The organism is Larkinella punicea (assembly GCF_003334855.1).
GTDB lineage: Bacteria > Bacteroidota > Bacteroidia > Cytophagales > Spirosomataceae > Larkinella > Larkinella punicea.
On record NZ_QOWE01000043.1, the window covers coordinates 1 to 26,995 of the forward strand.

Consider the following 26,995-nt stretch of genomic DNA (forward strand, 5'->3'; position numbering starts at 1 on the left):
TTCCAGGATGAACTCGGGTAACAGGAACTGAATCAGGGGCAAGAAACTCTCCAAAACAATACAGGTTTGATCAAAAACACAAACCTAAAAAAATCCTACGCCCTCCACAACTTTTGCTCTTGATCCTTAGAAAGGCCGCTGAGTCCGGAGATTGGTAGGTATTATTTTTGCTTCCTGGAAGCGTGTGCGGACGGATTACAATTCCGTTGGGCAGTAACCCGCGGTGGTGCATCCGCCAATCGTTTTGTCTTTCGGCCGGCCACCCATGACGTTAGAAGCCTGCGTTTTGGATAAGGCAATGATCTGATCGGTTTTCAGTGTCAATTTGGCAATTTGCTTTTTCATGATGGTAAAATGTATGGTGTGATTGTGTGCCTACTCTGTGCGGTTTTCAGCGTCCCCGGCGGCTTTTTGCTTTGGCCGATACAAACTTGGCGGGTTTTGAAAGGATAGTGAAGCCGTAACTTGTAACTAGTTACGATTTATTGATAACAGGCTGAAATTGGGCCGTAGCTTGAAAGTGGGTTCGAAGCGGTTTACTAGGGTTTTCCCTAATTTTCTAAAAACGGGGGTTTCCCCTATTTTATAACCTACCTCCTTTGTCCTATTTTTGCTAAACAATATTCAATTTATCCGTTTCGTACAATCGAAACGATAAAGGGTTAAATTAAAAATGCGGTTCCGTTGTTAAACTGACAACCGGTTTTCTCCCCAACGGAGCCGTCGAGTGCCCACATACGAGTTAACGCATACGAATGGATGATACGAGTACTGATTGCCGATGACCACAATGTGTTTGTTGAGGGGATTGAGTCGCTGATTTCGGGGTCTTCGGAAATTGAAGTGACGGCGCGCTGCTTTGATGTGTCATCGGTTATTGAACACCTGGGCCATGCGCCGATCGACGTCGTTTTGCTGGATATTTCCTTTCCGCAGGTGGAAGATGGGCTGGCGCTTTGCGAACACATTACGCGCACGTTTCCGGCCACGAAAGTGATCGCCCTGACGATGCACGACGACGCCAGCCTGATCAAACGGGTGGTGAAAAAAGGCGCAAAAGGGTATTTGCTGAAAAACACGACCAAAGTTGAGCTGTTGCAGGCAATTCGGACGGTTCACCGCGAAAAACCGTATTTCAACGAAATCATTACGAATATTCTGCTGCACGATGAGCCCCGAAACCGGAAATCGGGCAGCGGAACGGGTCTGAAACCCAACCTGACGCCCCGCGAATCGGAGGTGCTGACACTCATTTCCCAGGGATTGACGACGCAGCAAATGGCCACGCAACTGTTCGTCAGTGTTAAAGCCATCGAATTTCACCGCAGCAGCCTGCTCATGAAATTCAGCGTTCCCAATACCGCTTTGCTGATCAAAACCGCCATGGAAATGCAGTGTATTGATTGACAGACGGTTCGGGATTCATCGACAATAAAGTAGGACTTTCGCTAGTTGCCCCTAAATCCCCTAAAGGGGACTTTTGGCATCTGGATTAAGCTGGGTCCAAGTCCCCTTTAGGGGATTTAGGGGCAACTAGCGAAAGTGAAACAGAGTTATCAGACATAAGTTTAAGGAATTGATTCATCAGTTGTATAGCATTTAACGACTCTGAAAATGGCAGAACGGGTACGGAAGCTAGTCCGACAAAGGTGCCTGGGTGCGGTGTTGTTCCTGGGGCTTCTGGGCCTGGGGCAGAACGTGCTGGCGCAATCGGATTCTTCGGTCATTGTTAGCCTGAAAGGCCAGATCCGGCAGTGGGTGCAGGAGAAGCAGTACGGGAAAGCCGCCAAAGCTTATGAAGAGTTGGGATGGCTTTACCACCAGCAATACGGTTACAACAAGTATACGCTCGATGCCAATTTCAACGGGATGAAATACTACCACCTGCAGGGGGATTCGCTGGGGTATTACAACGTCCACATTGCCATTGGCGATTACTATTCGCAGGATCTGTTTATGCAGCCCTACGCGAAGCAGTATCTGGGAAAAGCGCAACAGTATTTCAAGCGGCAACAAAACCACCCGAAGATCATCGAATGCCGACTGGCGTTTGCGAATCTGGCGCAGAAAAACGAGTTGATTCCCAGGAAATTAATCACGGAATTGCGGGAAACCGAGCGGATGAGTGCCCAATACAAGCAGGCGTATTCACAGGCTTTTGCCATGAATTTGCTGGCCAACAGTTATTTGCGAAACAAAGAACCGGACTCGGCGCAGTACTTCGCCATCCGGAGTCTGGACATGGCCCGGCAGTTGAAGACCAATTGGATGATTGCCCTGAACTACTTTTATCTGGGGCTGGTCGAGCAATTCAAAAACCGCCCGGAAGCGGCCATTGCGGCCTATCAGAAAAGTTACAAGCTGGCCGAATCGGAGAAAAACGTGTCCATGCTGCGGGAATTGTCCCGGCATTCGGCCGATAGTTATTCGTACCAGGGCGACTTCAAAAATGCCTATCGGTCGTCGTTGAAGACGCTGGATTTTACGAATCAGTTTTACTATTCCGAGCAGACCAAAAGCATCCGGTTGCAGGAACTGGACAGTCAGGTGAAGACGCTGGCGGTTGAGAAACAGTTGGTCGAGGAGCAGAGCCGTCATCAGCATATCCTAAATTCGATGTTGGCGGGTGGTTTGGTTATCAGTGTGTTGGGTGTTGTCGCACTGGTGTTTCTGCGACGGCAACAGAAACTGATTTCGCACCAACAAACCGTTATTGCCCAGCAGCAGATTCGGGATCTGGAACTGAAGTCGTTGCAGGCCATGATTGAAGGGCAGGAGGGCGAACGGAGCCGGATTGCGCGGGATTTGCACGACGGTCTGGGCATTCAGCTCTCGCGAATCAAACTGTTTGTGGAGGCTCATCAGGAACTGTTGCCCCTGTCGGTGAAAGAACCACTGAACCAGTTTCTGGACGAAGCCTGTACGGAAACCCGGCTGATTTCCAGTGATTTAAGGCCGTATGCGCTCTCGAATTTTGGATTGATCCCGGCGCTCGAAGACCTGGTGCAGAAGTTGAATCTGGTGAATGAAACCGCCCTGACGCTGGAACATTACGGCGAAGTGCCCGATCTGGGCGACGAAGCTTCGGTGATGATTTACCGGGTCGTGCAGGAATTGCTAAACAATGCCTTGAAACATGCTGAAGCCGAGACGATTACCGTACAGATTATGACCAATGATGAAGCGGTTCTCATCAGTGTGGACGATGACGGACGGGGTGGCGATTTTGAAAACAATTCGTCAAAAGGCAATGGCATTGCGAATATCAAATCCCGGATTGCCTACCTCGGCGGTCAGGTGATGTGGCAGAGCGAACCCGGAAAGGGAACCTCGGTCATGATTTCGCTGCCGATGCAAAAACTAGTGAGGAATACGCTGGCGGTTTTATAAGTCTGCCCCCACCCCCCTAAAGGGGGCTTTGAAATCCAGATTCTTAAGCCCCCTTTAGGGGGTTGGGGGCAAATCTGACAATCATACCTAAACCCATACTTTTTATTCTGTAGGCCATGCCGAACTAACTCCACTTGACTGACCGGGCACCTGATCTGCCAAGGGTCTGAATTTTTACTTTCATCCGATTGAATACGTACTACTCTCAAGCTCAGCTTTTTGGAGAGGTGCTGCTTTTTTGTCCCTTTATTTTACTTACTATGATAAAACATGTGCTTTCGGGGGTTTTGGTCTTGAGCTACTGGACATCAGTTCACGCGCAGATCCGAACCAATACCGTTGCCGAACCGGCGAAAAACCGGGTGGTGATGGCATCACTGAAGAATGCAACCGTCGGAAAATCCGATGTCAACGCCCTCATCAAAGGGGTGGTTTCCGACGACAAAGGCAACACGCTTCCCGGTGCAACGGTGTCTGTTAAAGGCACTACGCAGGGCACCACGACGGACGCCGAAGGGCGGTTTACGATCAACACCCCGGCGGGAGCCAATGTGCTCGTGATCTCGTTCATCGGGATGAAAACGCAGGAGGTAGCGATCGGAAACCGGACCAACCTGACCATTACGCTGCTTGCCAACGACCAGTCGCTGGATGAAGTGGTGGTGATCGGCTACGGAACGGCCAAACGCTCCGATGTTACGTCGTCCATTACGACCATCAAAGCCACCGAGTTGAAAGACATTCCGGCCGCCGGGATCGACCAGTTACTACAAGGCAAAGCGGCCGGGGTAACGGTAACCAGCAACGGCGGCCAACCGGGCGGTGGCGTTTCGGTGAAAGTGCGCGGGGTGACGTCTATCAACAGCAATGACCCCTTGTTCGTAATCGACGGCGTACCGTTTGTCGGGGGGAACACGTCGAACAGTACGGGCTACGCTGGTTTGGGCGGGGGCGATGGGCAAACCGGGAACAGCGTCATGGCGATGCTGAATCCCAACGACATCGAGAGCATCGACGTCCTGAAAGATGCGTCGGCGCAGGCCATTTATGGTTCTCAGGCGGCCAATGGCGTGATTCTGGTGACCACCAAAAAAGGCAAATCGGGCGAAGGCAAGATCAATTACGAGATGTATACCGGCGTTTCGGAAGTGGCCCGGCGGCTGGACCTGATGGATTTGCGGGATTTTGCCCGCTACCAGAATGAAGTGTTGCCGATCATCGGAAACCCGGTTTCGGATGAGTTCAGAAACCCGGATTTGCTGGGAAGAGGCACCGACTGGCAGGACGCCATGTTCCAGCGCGGAACGATCAACAACCAGCAGTTGAGTTTTTCGGGCGGACGCGAGAAAACGACGTACTACCTGTCACTCAACTATTTCGACAACAAGGGAATTCTGCTGGGCTCGGATTTCAAACGGTATTCGAGCCGCTTTAGCCTCGATACGCAGTTGAAAAGCTGGGCCAAAGTGGGTTTGAGTGCCAACGTGTCCCGCAGCATTCAGAATGTATCACTGGCCGATGCGGCTGAAGGGACGATCTGGTGGGGCGCAGTGACCAGTCCGCTGGTTCCGGTGAAGAATCTGGATGGTTCGTGGGGCGGTGGTCAAACCGTCGGCGGGGTGCAGTACAGCAACTCCAATCTGGTCGGAAATAGCCAGTATCGGGGCAATACCAAGACCTCGAACAATGTGTTCGGGAGTCTGTATGCCGAACTGCAACTGATGAAAGACCTGACCTTGCGGAACGAACTTTCGTATTCACTGGGCCAGGACAACAACGTTGCTTTCCAGAAAGCCGGGAATGTGGGCGGCACGTCGTTTCGGAGCAAACTGATCGACTCACGCTCGGATAGCTACTACTATTCGATCACTAACTATCTGAATTACAACAAGTATATTGGCAAGCACGGTATTCAGGCTACGGTGGGGCATCAGGCGCAATCGTCGTATTACCAGTCGATGTCGGGTACGAAAGTGGATTTGCAGGCCAATATTTTTGACCTCAACACCGGCAGTGCCGACCAGACGACCTGGGGCCTGAGCGGTGGAAAAGGCCACTGGGCGATGGAATCCTGGTTTGCGCGGGCTAACTATACCTACGACGATCGCTACTCGCTGTCGGCCAGTTTCCGCGCCGACGGTTCCTCCAACTTCGGCCCTAACAACCGCTGGGGGAATTTCCCGGGCGTGTCGGCAGGCTGGACGGTTTCGAACGAGAAATTCATGAAAGGCAGCGTGGCTAACGTGCTGAATTTCATGAAAGTACGGGCCGGTTACGGAACCGTTGGGAACCAGAACTTCCCGAGTGGAGCGCCCAATCCGGCGTATGTGGGAGCGGTGCAGTTTTTCTCCGGTCCGGTGGGCTTCGGTTCTTCGAACATGATTAACGGGATTCCGAACCCGAACCTCAAGTGGGAATCCGTCAAAACCACCAACGTGGGGGTTGACCTCGGCTTCCTGAACGGCCGGATTGACGCGACGATCGACGTGTATAAGAAAGTGACGTCCGACATGATCATCTTCCTGACTGGCCCCAACCTGATTGGCGTGGGTGACCAGTGGGACGACCTGAAAGCCCCGTTGGGCAATGCGGGACAGATGACCAACACCGGGATCGACATCGGAATTACGACCACGAACATCAAGAAAGGCGACTTTACCTGGAAAACCAACCTGGTGTTCACGCAATTCAATAACACCTACGACCGGGCGGCCAGTGCGGCTTCGGCGCTGGATGGAAAAGTGTATTACAACAACTACCTGATCACCCACACGACGCCCGGCAACCCGGTGGGGTCGTTCTGGGGGCTGGTGACAGACGGTTTGTTCCGCACGCAGGAAGATCTGGACAAGAGCCTGCCGCAGTTTGGCTACAAGGTGAACCAGAACGAAACCTGGCTGGGCGATATTCGCTACAAGGACATCAACGGCGACGGCAAAATCGACGCGCAGGATTACACCTTTATCGGTAGTCCGCTCCCGAAATTCACCTGGGGTTTGACCAATTCACTCAACTACGGCGATTTTGACTTCTCACTGTTTCTCCAGGGAAGCCAGGGGGCCAAAGCGTATAACTTCCTCCGCTGGCAGTTGGAAGGTCTGAACAATGCCTGGTCGAACCAGATGCGAACCGTAACGGATCGCTATACCGAAACCAACACGGACGGCGCACTGCCCCGGTTTACGACCACCAACAAAAACAACACGGCCATGTCGGATCGCTACGTCGAGGATGCGTCGTACTGGCGGATTCAGAACATCACGCTCGGCTACCGGCTTCCGAGAACGCTGTTGAGCAAGGTGAAAATGACGAATCTGCGGATTTACGGGTCGATTCAGAACCTCAAAACGTTCACGAATTACTCCGGTTACGACCCCGAAATCGGCTCGTTCAACAACAGCATCAAGCTGATGAACGTAGACATGGGCCACTATCCGAACCCCCGGACATTTACCATCGGTGCGAATGTACAATTCTAATTGACTTTTGCCCCCAACCCCCTAAAGGGGACTTGGACACGGCTTGTGTAAGCCCCCTTTAGGGGGTTGGGGGCAGAACAAACTAAGACAAAAATGAAACGAAAATCCATATACGCCCTGGCCATTTCGGCGATGCTGCTGGCTTCCTGCAAGGAGGACTTTATCGAGCGGCCCTCGCTCTCGGGGACGACCACCGGAAATTATTACAACAACGCGGAAGAAGTGCGGGCCGCAACCAGCACGCTCTACAGCGGTTTGCCCTGGCGGAATTACGAAAGCCGGGCGCAGGATGCCATCGGCGATGTGATGTCCGGTAATATGTTTACCTACACCGACGTCGAGTACCTGAACTTTACGGTTTCCTCAGCCTCCGAGCGGATTGGTGCCGCCTGGGGGGCGTTTTACAAAATCATCGGGTATTCCAACGTGATGATCAAGACGTTCGAGGAGAAAAAAGCCGCCGGGGGTGGGGCTTCCTACCTCGATCCGGCCATTGCGGAATGCCATTTTATTCGCGGAACGCTGTATTTCTACATCGCCCGGACCTGGGGTGCCGCGCCGATCATTACCGACCCGGGAGCCACGGCTTTGTCGGGCAATTTCAACATTCCGCGGTATTTGCAGAAAGACGTGCTGCGGTTTGCGCTGGAAGAACTGCAACTGGCTGAAGCCGGTTTGCCCGAATCCGACGTGCCCGGTCGCCTGACGAAATATGTCGCCAAAGGCATGATGGCCAAGTTGTATCTGTACAACAAAGACTATGCGAACGCCAAAGCGAAGGCCGAGGAAGTGATCAATTCCGGGAAATACAGCCTGGTGAGCGATTACACGGGCATGTTTACCAAAATGAGCATGAACAACAACCCGGAAGCGTTATTTTCGATTCAGCACCAACTGGCCCAGGACCCCTGGGGAACGGGAAACATCAAAAATCCGGATCGTGGTGCCAGCGCCCTGCGGACGGCCGAAGCCGATGCCTGGGAAATGTACATTCCGTCACTGGATTTGCTGAAAGAATATGAGTTTGGGGATCTGCGCCGGAAATGGTCGGTGATGGAACACGGCTGGACCAATCCCAACTGGAAACCGCAGCGCGTCAACGCCCCGAAATACAATGAATTTATGGCCGGTGGGTTCAAATACGATACGATCCAGCCCACGGCAGATGGCGGAAGTCTGAGCCCTACCCGTTCCAACATCGTCAAATACTTTGCCGGTCCCGGCAAAAGTTTCGGTGGTGAGTCGGTTTTGGGCCAGAATTCGGGCAATAACGTGGTGCTGTTGCGCTACGCCGACATTCTGCTGATTTACGCCGAAGCGACCCTCGCAGGAGCCGCTTCCACCTCCGATGCCAAGGCGTTGCAGGCGGTGAATGCCGTTCGGACACGGGCGGGTTTGTCGCCCCGGACGTCGCTGACGCTGGACCAGATCCTGCACGAACGCCGGGTGGAGTTTGCTTTCGAGGGTGACTACTGGTACGACATTCAGCGTCAGGGCTTTGCCAAAGCGAAAGCGATGATCGAAAAGCAGAACCGTGGAACAGTAACCGGTGCCAGTTACATCACCACCTTTACCGAAGACAAGATGTACCTGCCGATTCCGGCTGGCGAAATTGTTCAGGACCCCGAGTTAGGCAAAGATCCGGTACCCTATTATAACTAGACAAGAGAAGTGAGAGGTGAGACAAGAAAGGGAAGTCAAAAGTCTCTCGTCTCACCTCTATCATCTATCTTCTAAACGTAACCATTTCCAATGACATTCAATCGATTTAAACAACTGGCGGGCTTGTCGTTCGTGACCCTGTTGACGGGCCTGACGATGACTGCTTGCGAAGAAGATACCGACGGTCGGCCGCAGTATACGGCGGGGACGCCCGTTGCCACCAAACTGGCTCCCGATTCGGCGGCTGGCGGAACCGTCGTCACACTGACCGGTTCCGGGTTGGGCGATATGCGGAGTATTGTGTTTGAAAAAGACAACGTTCCTGCCGGTTTTCAGCCGACCTTGAACACCGACCAGGCGCTCATTTTCCGGGTGCCGGACGAGGTGGTGGGTGGCGTACAGAACGTTATTTTTACGAATAGCGAAGGCCGGACGGTTTCGGTGCCGTTCCGGGTGCTGGCCTATCCGACGGTTTCGGAGGTTTCCAATTATAACTTTACCAAGGACTCGGAAATTACGATTACGGGCAACAACCTGGACGATGTTACTTCTGTCAAATTAACCGGTACATCGGATGCCGCGACCATCGTTTCGAAGGAAAAAAAGAAGCTGGTGGTTAAAATGCCGGCAACGACGGTGAACCGGGCCACGCTGGACATTACCAACAGCACGGGCCTGTTCCGAACGACCCAGGAGATGGTGAATAAAGATAAGGCATACATGATTTTTGGCGATACCTACGGGGCTGGTTTTCAGGACGGTTCCTGGGGTGATGCGGGCGCGGTTTCGACCACCGAATTTAAATCGGGAACGGCGTCGGTCGGAAAAAACTTCCAGAAAGGCAACTGGCACCTGATCGCGTTTGCCAACTGGTCGGCTTCGGCCATTTCCTATTCTGCCGATTACACCTACGTCTCGGGCTGGATCAAAGGCGCTTCCGCCGACTATTCGCTCTACCTGACCACCGACGCCAGCAAAGCCGGTTTTGGCGGTTTTGACGACAAAAACAAGATCGACGTGAAAGCCGGGGTCTGGACGTATTTCAAAATCAAACTGTCGGACGTAGATTTCTGGTCGGCGGGCAAGAAGCTGACGCAGGTCGGTTTCCGGATTCAGGGGCCGGATGCGAAGGATGAAACCTTCTATTTTGATGACCTGATGTTGATTAAATAAGGTTCCTTTCGCCCCTAAATCCCCTAAAGGGGACTTGGACACAGATAAATCCGGATGCAAAAGTCCCCTTTAGGGGATTTAGGGGCGAAAGGCCAAAAAAGGCCAGCAAATCATAAAATTCCAGATCCGCTTCGTACGGAAAATCTACTTTGTAATGTTCCTCTTTCGTAAACGGGTCTTGACGGGTTTTCTGATTAGTCTGCTGGCTTGTACGTCCAAAAAACCTGTAACTCCTGCCCAAACCGAACCGACTCTGGTCCGGATCGAAGCGGAATCCGGCCAACTGTCCGGGGTGGAAATTGCCAAATCGCTACCCGGTTTTTCGGGAACTGGCTACGTAACCGGCTTCGATGATGCCACTGATAAACTAACACTTTCGTTTAATGCCACGGCGGGCTTGTATGAATTATCTATCGGGTATTCAGCTCCTTCGGGTGATAAAAACGTTGATTTTCAGATAAATGACGAAAAAGCCAGCAGTACGCTCACGCAGAACACCGGTTTTGGTGTGGCCAAAACCGGTAAATTCCAGGTGCGTGAAGGACGGAACACCGTGACTATTTTCCGGGGATGGGGCTACTTTAGCATCGATTACCTGCAACTGACGCCAACGACCGTCGGATTGTCGGCGAAACCGTCCAAAACCCTCGTCGATCCGCAGGCGACGGCTTCAACAAAAGCCTTGTTTTCGTATCTGGTCGATCAATATGGCAGCAAGGTGATTTCAGGGCAGCAGGACGATGTCGAGTATATTCTGGAAAAAACCGGCAAGGAACCCGCCATCGGCTCGTTCGATCTGATCGACTATTCACCGAGCCGGGTTCAGCACGGAGCCACTCCCCAGCGGTCCAGTGAAGCATGCATGGCCTGGGCGCGGAAAGGGGAGGGGCGCGGCATCATCAGCCTGCTCTGGCACTGGAATGCACCCACTGATTTGATCGATCAGGCTCCTGACAAACTCTGGTGGAGCGGTTTTTACACCCGGGCTACGACCTTCGATCTGGCGGCCACCCTGGCCGATCCCAAGGGCGAACGGTATCAGCTTTTGATCCGGGACATCGACACGATTGCCGGTGAACTCAAAAAGTTTCAGACCGCCGATATTCCCGTGTTGTGGCGACCGCTGCACGAAGCATCCGGCGGCTGGTTCTGGTGGGGAGCCAACGGGGCCGGGCCGTTTAAGGAACTGTGGCGGTTGCTGTATGACCGGTTGACGAACCATCACCAGTTGCACAACCTGATTTGGGTCTATACCGCCACCGACTCGATCCATCCGGACTGGTACCCCGGCGATTCATACGTCGATGTGGTCGGGCTGGATGTTTATACCGATCCAACGGCGTCGCTGAGTGGCAACTGGACCCATGCAGAGGGGGCGTTTGCCGGTAAAAAACTGGTTGCTTTGTCGGAAACCGGCAATCTGCCGAATCCGGAAAAGATCCGGAATTTGGGCACCTGGTGGTCGTGGTTTTCCGTCTGGACGGGGGGCGATTTCATCAAAAAGCAACCAGTGGAGCAACTCAAGGCGGTATATACTGACAAAGACGTCATCACCCGCGATGAGTTGCCCAACTGGCGACAGATTCCGTAAACCAACCCTCACTTAAACCGCCCGGCTTCCGTTTTTCCCGGCCAAGTATCGGTTCGGAACGGCACCGCCGGAAGCCCTTCTTTGTTATACAGATTGACTTCGCCGTTGTCGTCGGCCCAGCCGTAATGCACCGAAACGGGCGTTGCCACTTCGCTGGAGGACACAATGACTTTATCGCCCTGAATTTCGGCTTTGGCCCAGTGAAACTTCTGGTCGGCTCCGGCCACTTCAAACCCTTTCAGATAACCGTATTTGTCGGACGACTGCAGCCCTCCGCCCACGTGGTCGAACGTCAGCACGGCTTTGTTGCCGGTTACTTCCATCGCTTTGAAAACCGGTCCCGAATACACCCGGTCCTGGCCGTAAACGGTTTTCAAGGCATTCAAGGCCAGCCGTTTGCCCACGTCCTGTTTGTTTTTCGGGTGAATGTCCTTGCTCTCGCCGATGTCGGAGGTCACGGCCATGCCGGTGTTGGGTAAAGCCAGCGTCATGGTCTGGGCTTCGCGGAGTTCACCCCAGGTGCTGCCGGTGGCGCTGGTTCCGTTGGCCGCGTTGAAGCTGGCGAGTTGCACGAACAGAAACGGGAAATCGCCCTGGCCCCAGCGGGTCCGCCAGTCGGTAATCATCAGCGGAAAGGTCTTGCGGTATTGGTAGGCCCGCCCGGCGTTCGACTCGCCCTGATACCAGATGGCGCCCTGAATGGCGTAGGGAATCAGCGGGTTAATCATGGCGTTGTACAAAATCGTGCCGGTCATGTTCGGGTTCACCAGAACCGGATTCCGGTTGTAATCGGCGATGCGGTATTTCCAGTCGCCGACCAGTGAAATCTCCCGGCCAGCTCCCGACAGCTTGAACTGGTCTTCTTTGGCCGTAAAACCGCCCGTTCCGTTCTGGTCGTCCACGCGAACAGCGATGACGTTCCGACCCGGTTTTAACGTGCCGCCCGGAACGCTGTACGTACGGGCCTGACCCGTCTGCGTCGTATTGCCCACTTTCACACCGTTGAGGTAGGTTTCGTCCGCATCGAAAACCGGTCCCAGCATCAGCGTCATTTCTTTACCGGCCAGTTCAGCCGGAACGGTAATTTCGCGCCGGAACCACACTACACCATCGAAACCGGGAATGGCTTTCCGGTCGAACAGGTCGGGCAACCGGAGCGTCTGCCAGTTGGTATCGTTGAAATCCGCTCCCGACCACTGCTGAACATCGGCCGTGCCGGGCAATTCGCCCTGTACCGACTTGACCTGATTCTGCAACTGCTCCAGCCGTTTGCTGGCAAACTCTTCGAGTGTCTTCGGCATGGTGGCCACAACGGGTTTGAACTCCTCGAAACTATCCATCGCTTCCCGGCTTGTCCACGATTCGGACTGGGTGCCACCCCAGGAGGTGTTGAGCAGACCGATGGGTACGTTGTTGAGTTCTTTCAGCAATTCGCGGGCGAAAAAGTAGCCGACTGCCGTAAAATTGCCGACGGTTTCGGGCGTGGCAGGTTGCCATTCACCCCCCAGCACATCGTCTTTCGGCGACAGGCTCAGGTCGTGCGGCACCTTGAAATGGCGGATGAGCGGATAATTGGCCTCCTGAATTTCCTGCAGGGCATTGGTCGAGGATTTGACCGCCCATTCCATATTGGATTGACCCGAGCAAATCCAGACTTCGCCCACCAGCACGTCGTCGAAGGTCACGGTATTCTTTTTACCGGCCACTGACAGGGCAAAAGGGCCACCGGCTTCGGTCGGGTCCAGCCGGATCACCCATTTTCCGGATTTGTCGGCTTTCGTGGTTTTGGTCTGATTATTGAACTGGACTGTTATCTTCTCGTTCGGGTCGGACCAGCCCCAAACCGGGACGGGTTTCCGGCGTTGCAACACCATGTGGGAACCGAAAATCCTGGGTAAACGGACATCCGCCCACGTTTGCAGTGCCATCAGCATGAATCCGATCGCGGCTGCGTAACGAAAGTTGAATCGCATAAAAAGAGGTTTAGGAACGGTTTTTTTGACAAAAAGACTTGTATAGGCGGGAAAAATACAGATATTTAGCCCAACGTGCAATTGACCTTGATGAAGCTAGAAGATTTTCTGAGACTCCCCCACGGACACCAGCAGGAACAATTGTGGTTCCGGGGTTCGGTGCTGGCCAATCGATACGAGGAAACGAATATCTACCTCCTCTACGCCCTGGATCTGTTTTACGTCGAGTTACAATATGATGCCGCAGGCAGCCGGCTGCTCCGGTTGTCGGCTTTCACCTCCACCGAACCCCTGACGCCGTATCTGCCCCTGCTGCCGGATGATCTGCTGGCGGAGTTGGGGTAATTACCGAAAACCAGCCTTTCACTCCGGCAAATCGTACGCTTTCCGGACTTCTTCATAATTGCTGTAGTCGATGGCGGCTTTCCGGCCGTTGCTCTGCTTGTCGGCCGTCACAATCACCACGCGAATGGCTTCAAAGTGTTCGTTCCCAGCCTGGAAGTTGGAGGTTCGGCGCAGAAAAACCGCAGCCAGCGTCTGGCTGTTGCCGGGAAAAACAAAATGCGTATAGGCGTTGCCTTTGATGGTTTCGCCCGGAATGGAAAACCAGAACGAATCCTCTTCGTTGTTGGCTTTCGGAACCGACTGTTTGACATAGACATAGAACACGCTCCGGTCGACAATGTCCCGGTTGATGGCCTGGGGCAACGGCAACAGCATATCGGTCATTCCTTCGTGGTTGCGGGCGGTATAATTGATCTGTTGCACGTTCGAACTGCCGTCTGCCCCTTTCGCCCCCGTGTCTCCCTTATCGCCTTTCGGGCCGGTTGCCCCGGCTACCCCCTGTGGTCCCTGAGGTCCCTCGGGCCCTTCGAGACCCTGGCAGGCACTAATCGCCACACACCCCATCATGAGGAACTTCGTCATCACGCGCACAACTTTTTTCATACAGAATTCGGACTAGGTTGTAGAATGAATAAATGGAAAACCGGCAGGTCTTTGTCGGACGAAGCCAGCCAGACTGGTGTTGGCATCCTGCTTCGGATTGAGCCAACACCGGGCAAATTATTCAAAAAATGTGGACGGGCAGCAGGAAGGGCGGCAATCTTTGCATCGACGGATTTAAATAGCTCCAATTCAGTAGGTTTAAATTGGGTTTGACTTTGATGCTATATGAAATAAATAAGTAATGTATTGTGTAAGTTTTATTTTATTGCGTAAAAAATCCAGTTTTGGGTAGCGAGTTTCTCTAGCGGTTTATTTCGGTCGTATTACCATTCTTTTGGTTCATTTTAAGTCCTCTTAGCCTTTTTTATTTCGTTCACTTTACTATCTCTAATCTCCTTATTTTATGAACAAGCTTCTACAATTGAGTAGTCAGGCCAGGCGCGTGATACTGTTTATCGGTATTTTCGGACTGGCTTGTTTGGCAAACGAAGCCAGAAGTCAGACTATCTCGGGGCGCATCACGGCGACTGAAACCGGGGAAGCCCTGCCGGGCGTCAGTGTGGTGATCAAAGGCACCACGCAAGGCACCACAACGGACAATGCGGGGAAATATACCCTCAAACTGCCCGGTGCCAATGCAACGCTGGTGGTGAGTTTTATTGGATACCTCAAACAGGAAATTGCCGTAGGAGGGCGCTCAACCCTCGACATTGCTCTGGAAGTTGATACCAAAGCCCTGGAGGAAGTGGTCGTCGTGGGCTACGGTACGCAGGAAAAAGTGAACCTGACGGGAGCCGTTGGGATTGCCGACAGCAAACGGCTTCAAAACCGGCCGATTGCGTCGGTGGGCGAGGGGTTGCAGGGCGTGATTCCGAACCTGAACATTGGCGTTCGCAACGGCGATCCGGCCCAGCCCATCACCTTCAACATCCGGGGCTACGAGTCGATCAACGGCGGTTCGCCCCTCATCCTGGTCGACAACGTTCCGATGGATCTGAACCGGGTCAATCCGAACGACATCGAAAGCATCAGCGTATTGAAAGATGCTTCTGCGGCTGCCGTTTATGGGGCGCGGGCGGCCTTCGGGGTGGTGCTGGTAACGACCAAAAGCGGGAAAAGCGGCAAGATCAATGTGTCGCTGAACACGCAGTTTTCGCTGGCGAAACCCATTTTTAACATGGATGTCGTCACCGACCCCTACCAGTTTGTGCAGGCCCGGAACCAGGCCAACATTCGTTCGAGCGGGGTGCCGGCCTACGATGACGACATGGTGGCCGGCACGAAAGCCTTTTCGGAAAATCCGGCGACGGCACCCCAATGGAAAGTGGTCAACGGTGTTCTCCGGTTTTATGGCTACAACGACTACCAGAACAGCATCATGACCGATTATGCACCCACCAGCCAGCACGATCTGTCGGTTTCGGGCGGAACGGACAAGGCGCGGTATCTGGTGTCGCTTGGCTACTTTTCCAAAGACGGCTACCTGCGCTACAACAACGAGAAGTTCAAACGCTACAATATGTTGATGAAGGCGGATTTTGAAGTCAACGAGTGGCTGAAACTGGACAGCAAAGTGATCTTCAACTCCCAAAACAGTAACAAACCGCACTTCTACAACTGGGACGTCAACATCAACTCGCTGGCGCGGGTCAACCCCATTGCGGCCATTCAATTCCCCGATCTGGAGTATTACATTACGCCGGGCGACCGCGAGAAATACGCCCCCTACATCGGGAAGTATTTCGGCGGCACCAACTTCTTTCCGTATCTGCTCGACGGCGGGCGGACGACCTTCACCAACAACGACCTCTGGCTGACCCAGGGCGTCACGCTGACGCCTTTGCGGGGACTCAAAATCCGGTCTGATTTTTCCTACAACATTTTCAGCCGCAACTACCAGGACGTGCAGAGCAAGGTCGACATTGTGGATGCCAACCTGTTGGCGGCCAACCTGCTCAGCAACGGGTTTAGCGGGGACGACTGGATTCGGAACGAGAATGAATACAACCAGTACTACGTCTTCAACGCCTATGCCGAATACAAAGTCCCGTTGCCAACCAATCACAACCTGACGACGATGGTTGGTTTTAACCAGGAACGGGGGATCAACCGCTACACCGGAGCGCAGGCCCGCGCCCTGATTACGCCCCAGGTCATTGATCTCAATGCGACGACGGGAACGCAGCAGACCTTCGGGAGCAAGTCGCACGTGGCTTTGCGGGGTGCTTTTTACCGGCTGAATTACAACTACAAAGAAAAATACCTGATCGAATTCAACGGGCGCTACGACGGTACCTCCCGGTTTCCGAAAGACAGCCGGTTTGGCTTTTTTCCCTCGGTATCGGCCGGCTGGCGGATCAGCAACGAAAAATTCATGGCCGGAACCGGAAGCTGGCTCGACAACCTGAAACTGCGCGCTTCGTACGGAACGCTGGGCAATCAGTTGCTGGGCACCAACTATTATCCGTACGTGGCCACGATGGGGACGGGGCAGTCGCCGTATATGTTCACCAATGCCCTGATTCCGTTTGTATCGGCCGCCGGTCTGGTGAGTCCGTCGCTGACGTGGGAAACCGTTATCTCCAAAAACATCGGTCTGGATGTGACGATGCTGCGCGGACGGCTGGATGCTTCCCTGGATGTGTATACGCGCGACACGAAAGACATGCTGATGGATGTGTCGTATCCGGCGATTCTGGGAACCGCAGCCCCGAAAGAAAATGCGGCCGATTTGCGGACCAACGGCTGGGAGTTGTCGCTGACCTGGCGGGATAAGTTCAAAAGCGACTGGAGCTACGATGTTACGCTGGCATTGTCGGACTGGACGGCGGAGATTACCCGGTTCAATAATCCCACCGGTGCCTTGCCCAACAACAGCAACATTTACTACGTCGGTCAGAAGTTGGGCGAGATCTGGGGATTTGAAACCGCCGGTATTTTCCAGACAACGGACGAGGTGGCTCAGGCTGCCAAACAGACCAACATCGGGGCCAACTGGCGTCCCGGCGACATTCGCTACCAGGATCTGAATGGCGACGGCAACATCACGTTCGGGAAAAACACGCTCGGCGATCCCGGCGACCGGAAAGTGATCGGAAACACCACGCCCCGGTATTCGTTCGGGCTCAACGGAGGGATTGGCTACAAGGGTGTTCGGCTGACGCTGTTCTTCCAGGGCATTGGCAAAAAAGACCACTGGCCAACGTCCGACAACTGGACCTGGTTTTTCCCCTACAACGCCGGACACGTTGAGAAATACTACATCACCGACACCTGGACGGAAGACAACCGGGATGCGTATTTTCCGGCGGCACACATTTCGACCAACGACAAAAAGAACGTGCAGGTGCAGTCGCGGTATTTGCAGAGTGCGGCTTATATCCGTCTGAAAAACATCACGTTGAGCTACGAATTGCCCCAGGGTCTGATGAAGAAAATCGGCGTTGGCAGAGCCCAGATTTTTGCAACGGGCATGAACGTGTGGGAATACACCAAAATGCGGAAACCGCTCGATCCCGAGACGATTCAGTCGGCTGCCATCGAATACCCGATGCAGCGCATTTCAACCCTGGGGCTCAATGTTTCCTTTTAATGACCGATAAACGACGATCAACATGAAAAAATATAGCATTTTATCCGGCTTTTTCGTGGTTGCCGCCTTTCTGTTCAGCGGTTGCAATGACGAATTCCTCGAACGCTATCCGCTGGATCGCATCACGAACCAGACATTCTGGAACACCGAAAATGACCTGCGGGTCTACAACAACAGCCTGTATGACCTGGCGCGGAACGACGACAACGTTCCGATTTTACACGGTCATTACAACGGCTTCGACAGCCACTGGGCGAGCATCTGGTTCCAGGATGAATTTGCCGACAACATGGCGCCCCGACATGCCCGGCATAATCTTTTCCAGCAGGTGCGCTCCGGGAAACATACTGTTCCGACCGACCCCCAGCAGTTTGGCTACAAAGGCTGGAATTTCGTGCGGGCCATCAACGTCGGTCTGGCTAATTATGACAAAGCTGCGGTTTCTCAGGCGATTAAAGACCGCTACATTGCCGAAGCCCGGTTTTTCAGGGGGTGGTTTTACGCTGAGAAAGTGTCGAAATTTGGGGATGCGCCGTTTGTGGATAAAGAACTAAACGTGGACTCCCCCGAACTGAATGCCGCCCGGACACCCCGCGAAGAGGTGATGAACAAGGTGCTGGAAGACCTCAATTTTGCCTCCACCAAACTGCCCGATAGCTGGGGCGACGGTAACGCGCCGGGTCGGCTGAACCGCTGGTGTGCGTTGTTGGTGAAGTCGCGGGTTTGTCTGTTCGAAGGCACCTGGCGCAAATACCACGGCGGCACCGACCCCACCAAATGGCTCCAGGAAGCGGCCAATGCGTCGAAAGAATTGATGGACAAGGGGCCCTACCGGTTGTATAGCACGGGGAATCCGCAAACCGATTACAATGCCTACCAACGCGTGCTGAATCTGGCGGGCAATCCGGAAGTGATGTATTGGCGCAAATACCAGTTGGGCGTGTTTACCAACCACGTACAGTCGTATTTTGAATACGCGGGGGGAGCCACCAAAAGCCTGGTCGAAGACTACCTCTGTACGGATGGGCTGCCCATCACGCTGTCACCGCTCTACAAAGGTGATGATAAAATTGAAGATGTTTTCGAGAACCGGGACCCGCGCCTGCGCCAGACCGTCCTGCACCCCGAAGATGCGGTCAAGTACAAATACCATTTGGCCGACGGGCGTCCGTATCCCCGGATTCAGGGCATGGAAGGCGGGTATGTATCGACGACGGGCTACCACATCATCAAGAATTATAACGCGGATGACATGATTGGGAAAGCATTCGATACCGCCGAATCCCCCGCCATCATTCTACGTTTTGCCGAAGCGTTGCTGAACTACGCCGAGGCTCAGGCCGAACTGGGGAAAATTACCCAGGCCGACCTTGACCTCAGCATCAACAAACTGCGCGACCGCGTGGGCATGGCGCACCTGGATATGGGCAAGGTGCCCGTCGACCCACGTTACACAGCGGACGGCATCTCTCCGCTGATTGCCGAAATCCGGCGGGAACGGCGCATCGAACTGTTCATGGAAGGCTTCCGCTACAATGACCTCAAACGCTGGAAACAGGGCAAAAAACTGCTCATTCCAACCATGGGGATCCGCTGGGATGCTGCCGCGATTGCCCGGTACCCGAAGGCCAACATCAAAACCGCCGTTGATCCGGTCTCCAAAAAAACCTACATCGATGTATATCAGGGAACGGATTGGGCCAACCCGGTTTTCGACGAAACCAAGCATTATTTGTGGCCCATACCGCTGAATACCCTGGCCCAGAACCCGGCCATCAAGCAAAATCCGGGCTGGTAATCGGGCTTTTTTGATCGCAGAACAAACCGGCGGGGCGTTTGATCAGACGCCCGGCCGGTTTTTGTCAGGCCTTTCCGCCCGAATAGGCCAGATATTCGATGAGCAACGCCAGCGAATGAGCCTCGCAGGTCCAGTCCATCCGAACCAGCCGCGATTGCGCCATGCGGTTGAGGAGCGGATTTTGGGAAGCCGTCAGCATCCCGGCAATGAAAAAGGAATAATCCCGAATTTCAGTTTCGGAAATGGCCCGGACGTCGATGTGGGGCGGTTTTTCGCCCAGTTGCAGCAAAGACGTCGAAACAATGACCTGATCCATTATTGGCAAACCGTCTTCGAGCATCTGGTAGGCATCCCGAATGAGCGGTTCCCGAATCGACGCCAGCGGTTCCGGCCGGAAAGCGGCCAGCAAACCAGCCACGTGGTACAGAATGAGCGTAGCGCGCGGATACGAATGCGAACACCGGAACGGCTCCTGCCGATACCGGCCCGTTTCGATGACCGACCGGATGAATTCCAGGCTGTCGTCATCGTGCTGGTTGAGCGGTAACTGGTACTGAAAAATGCAGAAAAGCAGGTTGCACAACACGCTGGCGTCGAATTCGACGGGCATGTTTTTACCAAACCAGGTCGAATAGGCCCGCAGGTTGACGTAATCGGCATAGGTGTCTTCCACCTGCCGGGTGGCCAGGTTGGCGTGTTGCGTCAGTTTGTGTTTCAGCCAAATCAAATCCTCGCGCGACGGATTGCTGGTGAGGTACACCATCGCCGTATCGTCGGCATCGTCGGGGAGCCGGAAGTGGTCGATGCGGTGGAGCAGGTGCCCGTTGGGAAAGTGGCCCGACGGTTGTCCCCGTTGGGGTGTTTTGTAAAAATTATAGGTTTTTAAACCGTCTTTGTTCTGAAAATCAGGATAATGCCGTATGGCTTTTTGAACAATATCGTCCACTTTTGCCTGTAAAACCGGTGCGAGCTTTGTCCGGATCTGTTGCAATGCAAAAACCGTAATGGCCGTAAAAAACACGTTGGTATCCGGGCGGTTGTAGCCCATCAGCAGCGGATTTCGGCGGTAGGAAGGCAGGAGTCCCGGTGGAAAAAAAGGATTTTTTTTCGACTGAAGGGCCGAAATCCGGTGGAGCAGGTGTTCGATCAGGGCGTTGCGGTCAGGCATCATTCACAAAAATACGGCAACTCCCGTTAAATTTATGCGCCGATGGTTCGGGTTCTGTTCATAATTCAGAAAAGGAGCCTCTTACGATCTTTTTTCCTTTCATCCGGTAACTTCTTGCAACCACCCGGTCTTCTCCGTAGTTTCGTCTATACGATTATACGATAGCGCTTTCCAGCTCATGACACCATTTCGAAAACACAGCATTTTACGCCGGGTGAAAGACATCACCCTCAGCACCACACTGAGCATTGCTTTGCTGAACGGCACGGTGCTTTTGCAAAGTTGTGGTGGTTCCAATGACTCGGAAACGGAACAATCCGACCGGGCGGAGTCTGCGGATCAATTCGGGAAGGGCGTTCGGACGTATATCACCGAAACCAGTCCGGGCAACTTCAAAATTACGGATGAGGTCCAGGTCGATCCGAAACAGGCCGGTGCCATTGTCAACTACGCCGATGGTCACCGCGACACCCTAAGCGTTCAGGCGGCCAAGCGGCTGGTGCAGTCCGATTCGTCGACGAGCCGCTATTTTAACAACCCATCGAGCTATCACCACGGCAGCGGTTTGTCCAGCGTCTTGCTCTGGGGCAGTCTGGGCTACATGCTTGGCCGTTCGACAACGCCCCGGTTTTCTAACGAACAACAATACCGCTCCGGCGTTTACAACAGTCCGCAGACCTACGAACGCGCCAACCGGGTTGGCAGCACCGTGACCAGCTCGCGAATCAGCCGCCCATCCGGTGGCCGCAGCGGTTTTTTTGGCGGAGGCCGTTCGCGCGGAGCGTCATCGTAATAAGGCAAACGAGGAAAGAAGACAGACAAAAGAATAAAGAAAGCAGAGTCTCCTTTTGCCGGGTCTCTATTCTTTTGTCTTTTCTCTCTTCTCTTTGATGAATCACAACCTGAATTCTATGAAACAACCGTTTATCTACAGTGCGCTGTTGGCGACAGTGCTTTCTTTAAACGCCTGCCAGAGTAAACAACAAACGTCGGAGGCAACCACCCCGGCAGATACCTCCGAAATTCTCCCGAACCGGGCCGATTCACAACTGGAAGTGCCGGTGAGCGACTGGCTGGAAAAACTGGTGGGGCCGGAAGACGGGCTCTTCCGGGGCGTCAACCTGGGCGATGCCGTGTCCGTGGTGAAAGAAAAGGAAACGCTGGAACCTTTTGAGGAAGATGCCGCCCACGTTGGCTACACCCTCGACTACCCGAATCTGGAATCCACCGATATTCAGTATTTTCTGGATAAAGACAAAAAAGTCATCCGTATTGATGTCGATATGTATCTCAATAACCGGGCGTCGGTCGATACGCATCTGAAGGAATTGACGGCCTATTTCACCCAAAAATACGGTAGTCCGGTTCAGCAAAGCTGGAATGCCGCCGGAAACCGGATCACGCTGACGGATGTCTCCAAAGGCAAAGACTTTGGCTTGAAACTGACGTTCGGAGGAAAATCGAATGCGTAATTAAGCCCTTTCGCCCCTCAATCCCCTGAAGGGGACTTGGACATAGCCTAACCAGATTCTAAAATCCGGCACCAGCCGCCTGGCCTTCAGGGGATTGAGGGGCGAAATTCAACAGCCGCCGGGCGCCTTGCAGTGGCAAAACCGCCCCTTTCCGAACGGCCTCTTCCACGTCGGTCAGTCGTTCGCGCAGGCCCGGCTGGTTGTAAAACCGGGTTTCCAACTGCTGGCGGATGGTGCTGTGCAGCCAGTCGAGGTTCTGTTGCTGCCGGTTTCGGTCGCGGTGGCCGTTTTGGGTGAGCTGCGTTTGATGATCGGTGATGATCTGCCAGAGATCGGTAATGCCCTGATTCTGGAGGGCCGAGCAGGTCAAAACCGGTGGCGTCCAACTGGTCGAAGCGGGCGGGAAGAGGTGGAGGGCATTCTGGTAGTCGAGCCGGGCACGTTCGGCTGCGGCTGCGTTGTCGCCATCGGCTTTGGTGATGGCAATGGCGTCGGCCAGTTCCATGATGCCGCGTTTCATGCCCTGTAGTTCGTCGCCCGCACCGGCCAGCATGAGCAGTAGAAAGAAATCGACCATGCCGTGTACCAGCGTCTCGGATTGCCCCACGCCCACGGTTTCGATCAGAATCACCTCAAAACCAGCGGCTTCGCAGAGTAGCATCGTTTCTCGGGTTTTGTTGGCCACACCGCCCAGCGAACCGCCCGAAGGCGTCGGACGAATGTAGGCCCGTGGGTCCATCGAGAGCGTTTCCATGCGGGTTTTGTCGCCCAGAATGCTGCCGTGCGACCGCTGGCTGGTTGGGTCGATGGCTAAAACCGCTACTTTTTTACCGGAATCCGTGAGGTGTTTGCCAAAGGCTTCGATGAAGGTACTTTTGCCGACGCCCGGAACCCCCGTAATCCCGACCCGAACTGACCGGCCCGTTTGCGGCAACACCTGCTCCAAAACCGCCACGGCCAAAGCCTGATCGCTTTCCAACTGACTCTCTACCAGTGTAATCGCTCGGCTGAGAACCAGCCGGTCGCCAGCGCGGATGCCGGCAATGTAGTGATCGGGCGGGAGTCGACGCATCGTGTGAGAATAAAGAGTAGAGATGTGAGAACAAAGAGAAGCCGGAAAAGAGTGTCTTTACTCTCTACTCAATTAAGCGTATTTTAAGTTCTGAAATCTCCAAATCTTCGGGCGTCGTAATCTTGATGTTGTCGTAGGAACCGTCGATGAGCGTAATCGGGTGTCCGGCATATTCCACCACACTGGCGCAATCGGTAAAAAAAGGCTGTTCCGAAGTCCGGAAAGCATCTCTGAAAAGGGCTAGTTGAAATGTTTGGGGCGTCTGAATCAACCGGTAACTCGCCCGGTCGACGGCCTGACTGCGGCCATCGGGCTGAACGAGCCGGACCGAATCTTTTAGTGGCACACAGGCAACGGCACTTCCGGTTTGCTCGGCGGTTTCGAAACCGGAACGGATCAGTTCAGCCGTCACAAAAGGGCGAACGCCGTCGTGAACCGCCACCAGACCATCGGTTGCCCGAATCGATTCCAGCCCGTTCCGAACCGACTGAAACCGCGTCTTTCCGCCCGGAATGACCAAAACCGGTTCGTCAAATTGATACTGTCGGCAGAGGGCTTCCCAAACCGAAATCTGTTCAGACGGCAAAACCACCAGAATTTGTAAATCTGAAGAATAGGAACGAAACCGCCGGACGGTGTGCATCAGAATGGGCAAACCGCCAATCGGCAGAAACTGCTTCGGCGTGTTCACACCCATCCGGCTACCACTCCCTCCGGCGACAATGATGACGTAACGGTTAATCATGGAACGAGAATAAAGAAAAAAGACAAGAGACAAAAGACCGTAAAAAGTCTCTTCTCTCTTGTCTTTCCTCTCTTGTCTAATTTAAAGAATCAACATCGCGTCGCCATAACTGAAGAATTTGTATTTCTCCTGAATGGCTACATCGTAAGCCTGTTTAATCAAATCATACCCGCCAAAAGCGCTGGTCATCATGATCAGAATAGATTCCGGCAGATGAAAATTGGTCAGCAGGGAATTGGCAATTTTAAAATCGTAGGGCGGAAAAATGAACCGGTCTGTCCAGCCTTCAACCGATTTCAGCCGGCCGTTGGCCGACACCGACGACTCGATGGCTTTCAGTGAGGTGGTTCCAACGGCACAGACGCGCCGGTTGTTGTCCAGTGCCGTGTTGACGATGCCCGCGGCCGAATCCGTAATTGCGTAGTTCTCGGAGTCGGTTTTGTGTTTCGTCAGATCTTCTACGTCGACCGTCCGGAAGGTTCCCAGGCCCACGTGCAGCGTAATCGGTGCGAAGTGGATACCTTTGATTTCCATCCGTTTCATGATGGTTTTCGTGAAGTGCAAACCGGCCGTCGGAGCGGCCACGGCGCCCACATGCTGGGCGAAAATGGTCTGGTACCGGTCGCGGTCGGAGTCTTCGGTTTTGCGTTTGATTTCGCGGGGCAAGGGTGTTTCGCCCAGTTCGTCGATGGCTTTCATGAATTCTTCATGCGAGCCTTCAAACAAAAACCGGATGGTTCGGCCGCGGGAGGTCGTGTTGTCGATTACTTCCGCAACCAGGTCACTATCACCAAAATATAATTTATTTCCTACCCGGATTTTCCGGGCCGGATCCACCAGAACGTCCCACAACCGCATTTCACGGTTCAGTTCGCGCAGCAGAAAAACTTCAATTTTAGCACCGGTTTTTTCTTTATTACCGTAAAGCCGTGCGGGGAACACCTTGGTGTTGTTGATCACCATCACGTCTCCGTCTCCAAAATAGGACAGGATGTCGGAGAACTGTTTGTGTTCAATGGTTTTCGTTTTACGGTCAACAACCATCAGCCGCGCTTCCCCACGTTCGGGCGGATACAAGGCAACAAGACTTTGGGGTAAGTCAAACCTAAATTCAGACAGCTTCATACGGTCAAGAAAAGAGCATCTCTCTCAAAAGAGCGCAAAATTAGCAAAAAACAGTTAGCAGTTGACGATGAGCCGGTTGCGATTGGTCTATATTTTTTAAAAAAAATCGATAAATGCCGCCGGGTCGTCAGCAAATATACGTTGCGCGGGGGGGCGATTGCAAGTATATCGTGTAAACGGCTTCCTGCCTACTGCCCGTTTGACCCAAGTCCAACCCCATGAATGGGCTTCACCGAGCCCTCCAGATTGGTTTCCGGCCGCTCGTCGAGCGAAAATTTTTGCATCAACTCGGGCGTTACCTCGTTGGAATAAGTGCCTTGTGGCGACACAAAAACGCCTTTCATGCCGTTGGCCGTCGAAATGGCGTACAGGGTCATTTCATCGCCGGGATCGGAGGTGCCTTCAAAACGGTGAAATTCATCGACGGTAATTTCGTCGCTTTTTATTTTTAAGCCAGAACCACTTTCTTCCAGATAATCGCGTTTTGGCTCGAAATCGTGCGTGTAGCCGCGCTCGCGCAGACTTTCCATCGCTTCCGTCAGGGTTTCAAAATGATGCATGGTGTTTCTTGTTATTTGATACCTAAGAAACCCGGAAGCGCGGAAGATGTTTTGAAAAAGACAAGAGAGTAGAGACAAGAGAAGAAAGACAAAAAACAGGAATCTACACTTCCTATCTCTACTCTCTTGTCTCTACTCTCTTGTCTCTACTCTCTTGTCTCTACTTAATCCGGCAACACTTTCACCATAATGTCCTTATAATAGACTTTGCTCTTGGGGTCGTGAGCCTGTAGGGCGAAGGTGCCGCTGCTGATTTTGCGGTCGGCCATGTCTTTGGGACGGTCTACACCCTCCGGTTCGGTGTATTCGTTGACCACCTTGTCGTTGATTTTGATGGTCACTTTTTTGCCCTGAACCATGATTTCTTCCGTATACCACTCATTGTCTTTAACATACGTCTCTTTCACATCCTGAATGGCATACAGGCTGGCGGTCCGGCGCCAGTCGGTGTGTGAATTGTTCACCTGCACCTCGAAGCCTTTTTTGGGCCAGCTTTCTTCCTGGTACTGCGTATGGAAATACATCCCGGAATTGGAACCGGGCAGGGTCATCACCTTCGCCTTGAACTGGAAATTTTTGAAGTTGTGGTCGTTCACCGGCCCCATGTAGAAAAGGTGTCCAACGGGACCATTCACCGCAATGGCGCCATCCTCGATTTTGAAGGAGTCGGCATTTTTGCCCACTTTCCAGCCGTCGAACGTTTTTCCATCGAAAAGACTGACCCAGCCTTTCTCGGCTTTCGGCGAAGAGGCCGATTTGGACGCTGTCATGGATGATTTTGAACAGGCTCCGAACAGAAGCACTGCACTGCAAAATACCAAAAGGTTTTTCATAGGGTTTATTGGAAAAAGAATTAGTTTTCTGCGCTAAGTTACACAACCGTTGTAATTACTTCATTTCCTGTTCGGCGATTGTTTGGATTTTTTAGAAACAGAAGAGGAAATGAAAAGAATTTTAAATGTAAATTAGTACTGTATGAAGGATTTAAAATGATTGGTAAACCGTTTTTCCTTCCCTTTTTTGGTCACGATTTTTGCAAACGCTTGTCGATGCTAACGCAAATGAGGGGGTGGTTGGCCGCGTAGCGGACGGATATTTGTAGCCATAGTGTGCCATCAAAAAAGCCCGCGTGCCTTTCATACCTTTGCTCACTACCCTATCTGATTACCATTAACCGAATTATCTTTGGTAGTCACTCGGCTGAGCGGTAGGGGATGGATAAAAACAGCAGTGCCTTAGGTGCCTGA

At 53.2% G+C, this 26,995-nt stretch carries 20 protein-coding genes; 11 read left to right on the top strand and 9 right to left on the bottom strand.

From position 1 onward, the window contains the following. Positions 1-195: 195 nt before the first annotated feature. Complete coding sequence (locus tag DUE52_RS32560) at positions 196-345, bottom strand: class I lanthipeptide (protein WP_165841074.1); 150 nt, start codon at positions 343-345, stop codon at positions 196-198. 414 nt (positions 346-759) lie between these two features. Between DUE52_RS32560 and DUE52_RS31460 the strand changes: the two genes are divergently transcribed. The 6 genes from DUE52_RS31460 (at position 760) to DUE52_RS31485 (ending at position 11,295) form a co-directional block, all read left to right on the top strand. Next, the gene (locus DUE52_RS31460) at positions 760-1,407 is read left to right on the top strand and encodes a response regulator transcription factor (RefSeq protein WP_114410117.1); all 648 of its coding nucleotides are present in this window, start codon (positions 760-762) and stop codon (positions 1,405-1,407) included. A gap of 207 nt (positions 1,408-1,614) precedes the next feature. Next, positions 1,615-3,390 (top strand): ATP-binding protein, encoded by a 1,776-nt coding sequence (locus DUE52_RS31465; protein WP_114410118.1) that lies wholly within the window; start codon positions 1,615-1,617, stop codon positions 3,388-3,390. 260 nt (positions 3,391-3,650) lie between these two features. Further along, positions 3,651-6,869: a SusC/RagA family TonB-linked outer membrane protein gene (locus tag DUE52_RS31470; protein ID WP_114410119.1), complete on the top strand. Its 3,219-nt coding sequence runs from the start codon at positions 3,651-3,653 to the stop codon at positions 6,867-6,869. A gap of 93 nt (positions 6,870-6,962) precedes the next feature. Continuing rightward, a complete protein-coding gene (locus DUE52_RS31475) occupies positions 6,963-8,531 on the top strand; it encodes a RagB/SusD family nutrient uptake outer membrane protein (protein ID WP_114410120.1) in 1,569 nt (522 codons plus the stop codon). Positions 8,532-8,621: 90 nt separating this feature from the next. Beyond that, complete coding sequence (locus tag DUE52_RS31480; RefSeq protein ID WP_114410121.1) at positions 8,622-9,704, top strand: IPT/TIG domain-containing protein; 1,083 nt, start codon at positions 8,622-8,624, stop codon at positions 9,702-9,704. A 154-nt stretch (positions 9,705-9,858) separates the two neighbouring features. Continuing rightward, positions 9,859-11,295 (top strand): glycosyl hydrolase, encoded by a 1,437-nt coding sequence (locus DUE52_RS31485; RefSeq protein WP_114410122.1) that lies wholly within the window; start codon positions 9,859-9,861, stop codon positions 11,293-11,295. Between the two features lie 8 nt (positions 11,296-11,303). Here the strand turns inward: DUE52_RS31485 and DUE52_RS31490 are convergent, their stop codons facing one another. Further along, a complete protein-coding gene (locus tag DUE52_RS31490) occupies positions 11,304-13,268 on the bottom strand; it encodes a sialate O-acetylesterase (protein ID WP_229312372.1) in 1,965 nt (654 codons plus the stop codon). Positions 13,269-13,358: 90 nt separating this feature from the next. Between DUE52_RS31490 and DUE52_RS31495 the strand changes: the two genes are divergently transcribed. Next, the gene (locus DUE52_RS31495; protein ID WP_114410123.1) at positions 13,359-13,613 is read left to right on the top strand and encodes a hypothetical protein; all 255 of its coding nucleotides are present in this window, start codon (positions 13,359-13,361) and stop codon (positions 13,611-13,613) included. 18 nt (positions 13,614-13,631) lie between these two features. On the opposite strand, the gene DUE52_RS32995 is transcribed toward DUE52_RS31495, so the two are convergent. Beyond that, entirely contained in the window at positions 13,632-14,216 is a 585-nt protein-coding gene (locus DUE52_RS32995; RefSeq protein WP_114410124.1) for a collagen-like triple helix repeat-containing protein, read from the bottom strand. 403 nt (positions 14,217-14,619) lie between these two features. Here DUE52_RS32995 and DUE52_RS31505 point away from each other — a divergent pair, with 403 nt between their 5' ends. Then, on the top strand, positions 14,620-17,808 hold the full coding sequence (locus DUE52_RS31505; protein ID WP_114410125.1) for a SusC/RagA family TonB-linked outer membrane protein: 3,189 nt from the start codon (positions 14,620-14,622) through the stop codon (positions 17,806-17,808). 22 nt (positions 17,809-17,830) lie between these two features. Next, on the top strand, positions 17,831-19,606 hold the full coding sequence (locus DUE52_RS31510) for a RagB/SusD family nutrient uptake outer membrane protein (protein WP_114410126.1): 1,776 nt from the start codon (positions 17,831-17,833) through the stop codon (positions 19,604-19,606). Between the two features lie 64 nt (positions 19,607-19,670). On the opposite strand, the gene DUE52_RS31515 is transcribed toward DUE52_RS31510, so the two are convergent. Next, positions 19,671-20,777, bottom strand: a complete 1,107-nt coding sequence (locus tag DUE52_RS31515; protein ID WP_114410127.1) for a hypothetical protein — start codon at positions 20,775-20,777, stop codon at positions 19,671-19,673. A 175-nt stretch (positions 20,778-20,952) separates the two neighbouring features. On the opposite strand from DUE52_RS31515, the gene DUE52_RS31520 reads away from it, so the two are divergent. Both DUE52_RS31520 and DUE52_RS31525 read left to right on the top strand, forming a co-directional pair. Continuing rightward, positions 20,953-21,567, top strand: coding sequence for a Cj0371 family chemotaxis-regulating polar lipoprotein (locus DUE52_RS31520; RefSeq protein ID WP_114410128.1), 615 nt, complete (start codon positions 20,953-20,955; stop codon positions 21,565-21,567). A gap of 118 nt (positions 21,568-21,685) precedes the next feature. Further along, on the top strand, positions 21,686-22,246 hold the full coding sequence (locus tag DUE52_RS31525; protein WP_114410129.1) for a hypothetical protein: 561 nt from the start codon (positions 21,686-21,688) through the stop codon (positions 22,244-22,246). Positions 22,247-22,304: 58 nt separating this feature from the next. Here the strand turns inward: DUE52_RS31525 and meaB are convergent, their stop codons facing one another. The 5 genes from meaB to DUE52_RS31550 all read right to left on the bottom strand — a co-directional run bounded on the left by meaB (position 22,305) and on the right by DUE52_RS31550 (position 26,581). After that, positions 22,305-23,318 carry a methylmalonyl Co-A mutase-associated GTPase MeaB gene (gene meaB, locus DUE52_RS31530; protein WP_114410130.1) on the bottom strand — a complete coding sequence of 338 codons (1,014 nt, stop codon included), beginning with the start codon at positions 23,316-23,318 and terminating at the stop codon, positions 22,305-22,307. Positions 23,319-23,382: 64 nt separating this feature from the next. Next, positions 23,383-24,063, bottom strand: coding sequence for a 2-C-methyl-D-erythritol 4-phosphate cytidylyltransferase (locus tag DUE52_RS31535; RefSeq protein WP_114410131.1), 681 nt, complete (start codon positions 24,061-24,063; stop codon positions 23,383-23,385). An 81-nt stretch (positions 24,064-24,144) separates the two neighbouring features. Then, entirely contained in the window at positions 24,145-25,188 is a 1,044-nt protein-coding gene (gene queA / locus DUE52_RS31540; RefSeq protein WP_114410132.1) for a tRNA preQ1(34) S-adenosylmethionine ribosyltransferase-isomerase QueA, read from the bottom strand. Positions 25,189-25,376: 188 nt separating this feature from the next. Then, on the bottom strand, positions 25,377-25,748 hold the full coding sequence (locus DUE52_RS31545; protein WP_114410133.1) for a hypothetical protein: 372 nt from the start codon (positions 25,746-25,748) through the stop codon (positions 25,377-25,379). Between the two features lie 164 nt (positions 25,749-25,912). Next, a complete protein-coding gene (locus DUE52_RS31550; protein ID WP_114410134.1) occupies positions 25,913-26,581 on the bottom strand; it encodes a 3-keto-disaccharide hydrolase in 669 nt (222 codons plus the stop codon). Positions 26,582-26,995: the final 414 nt, after the last annotated feature.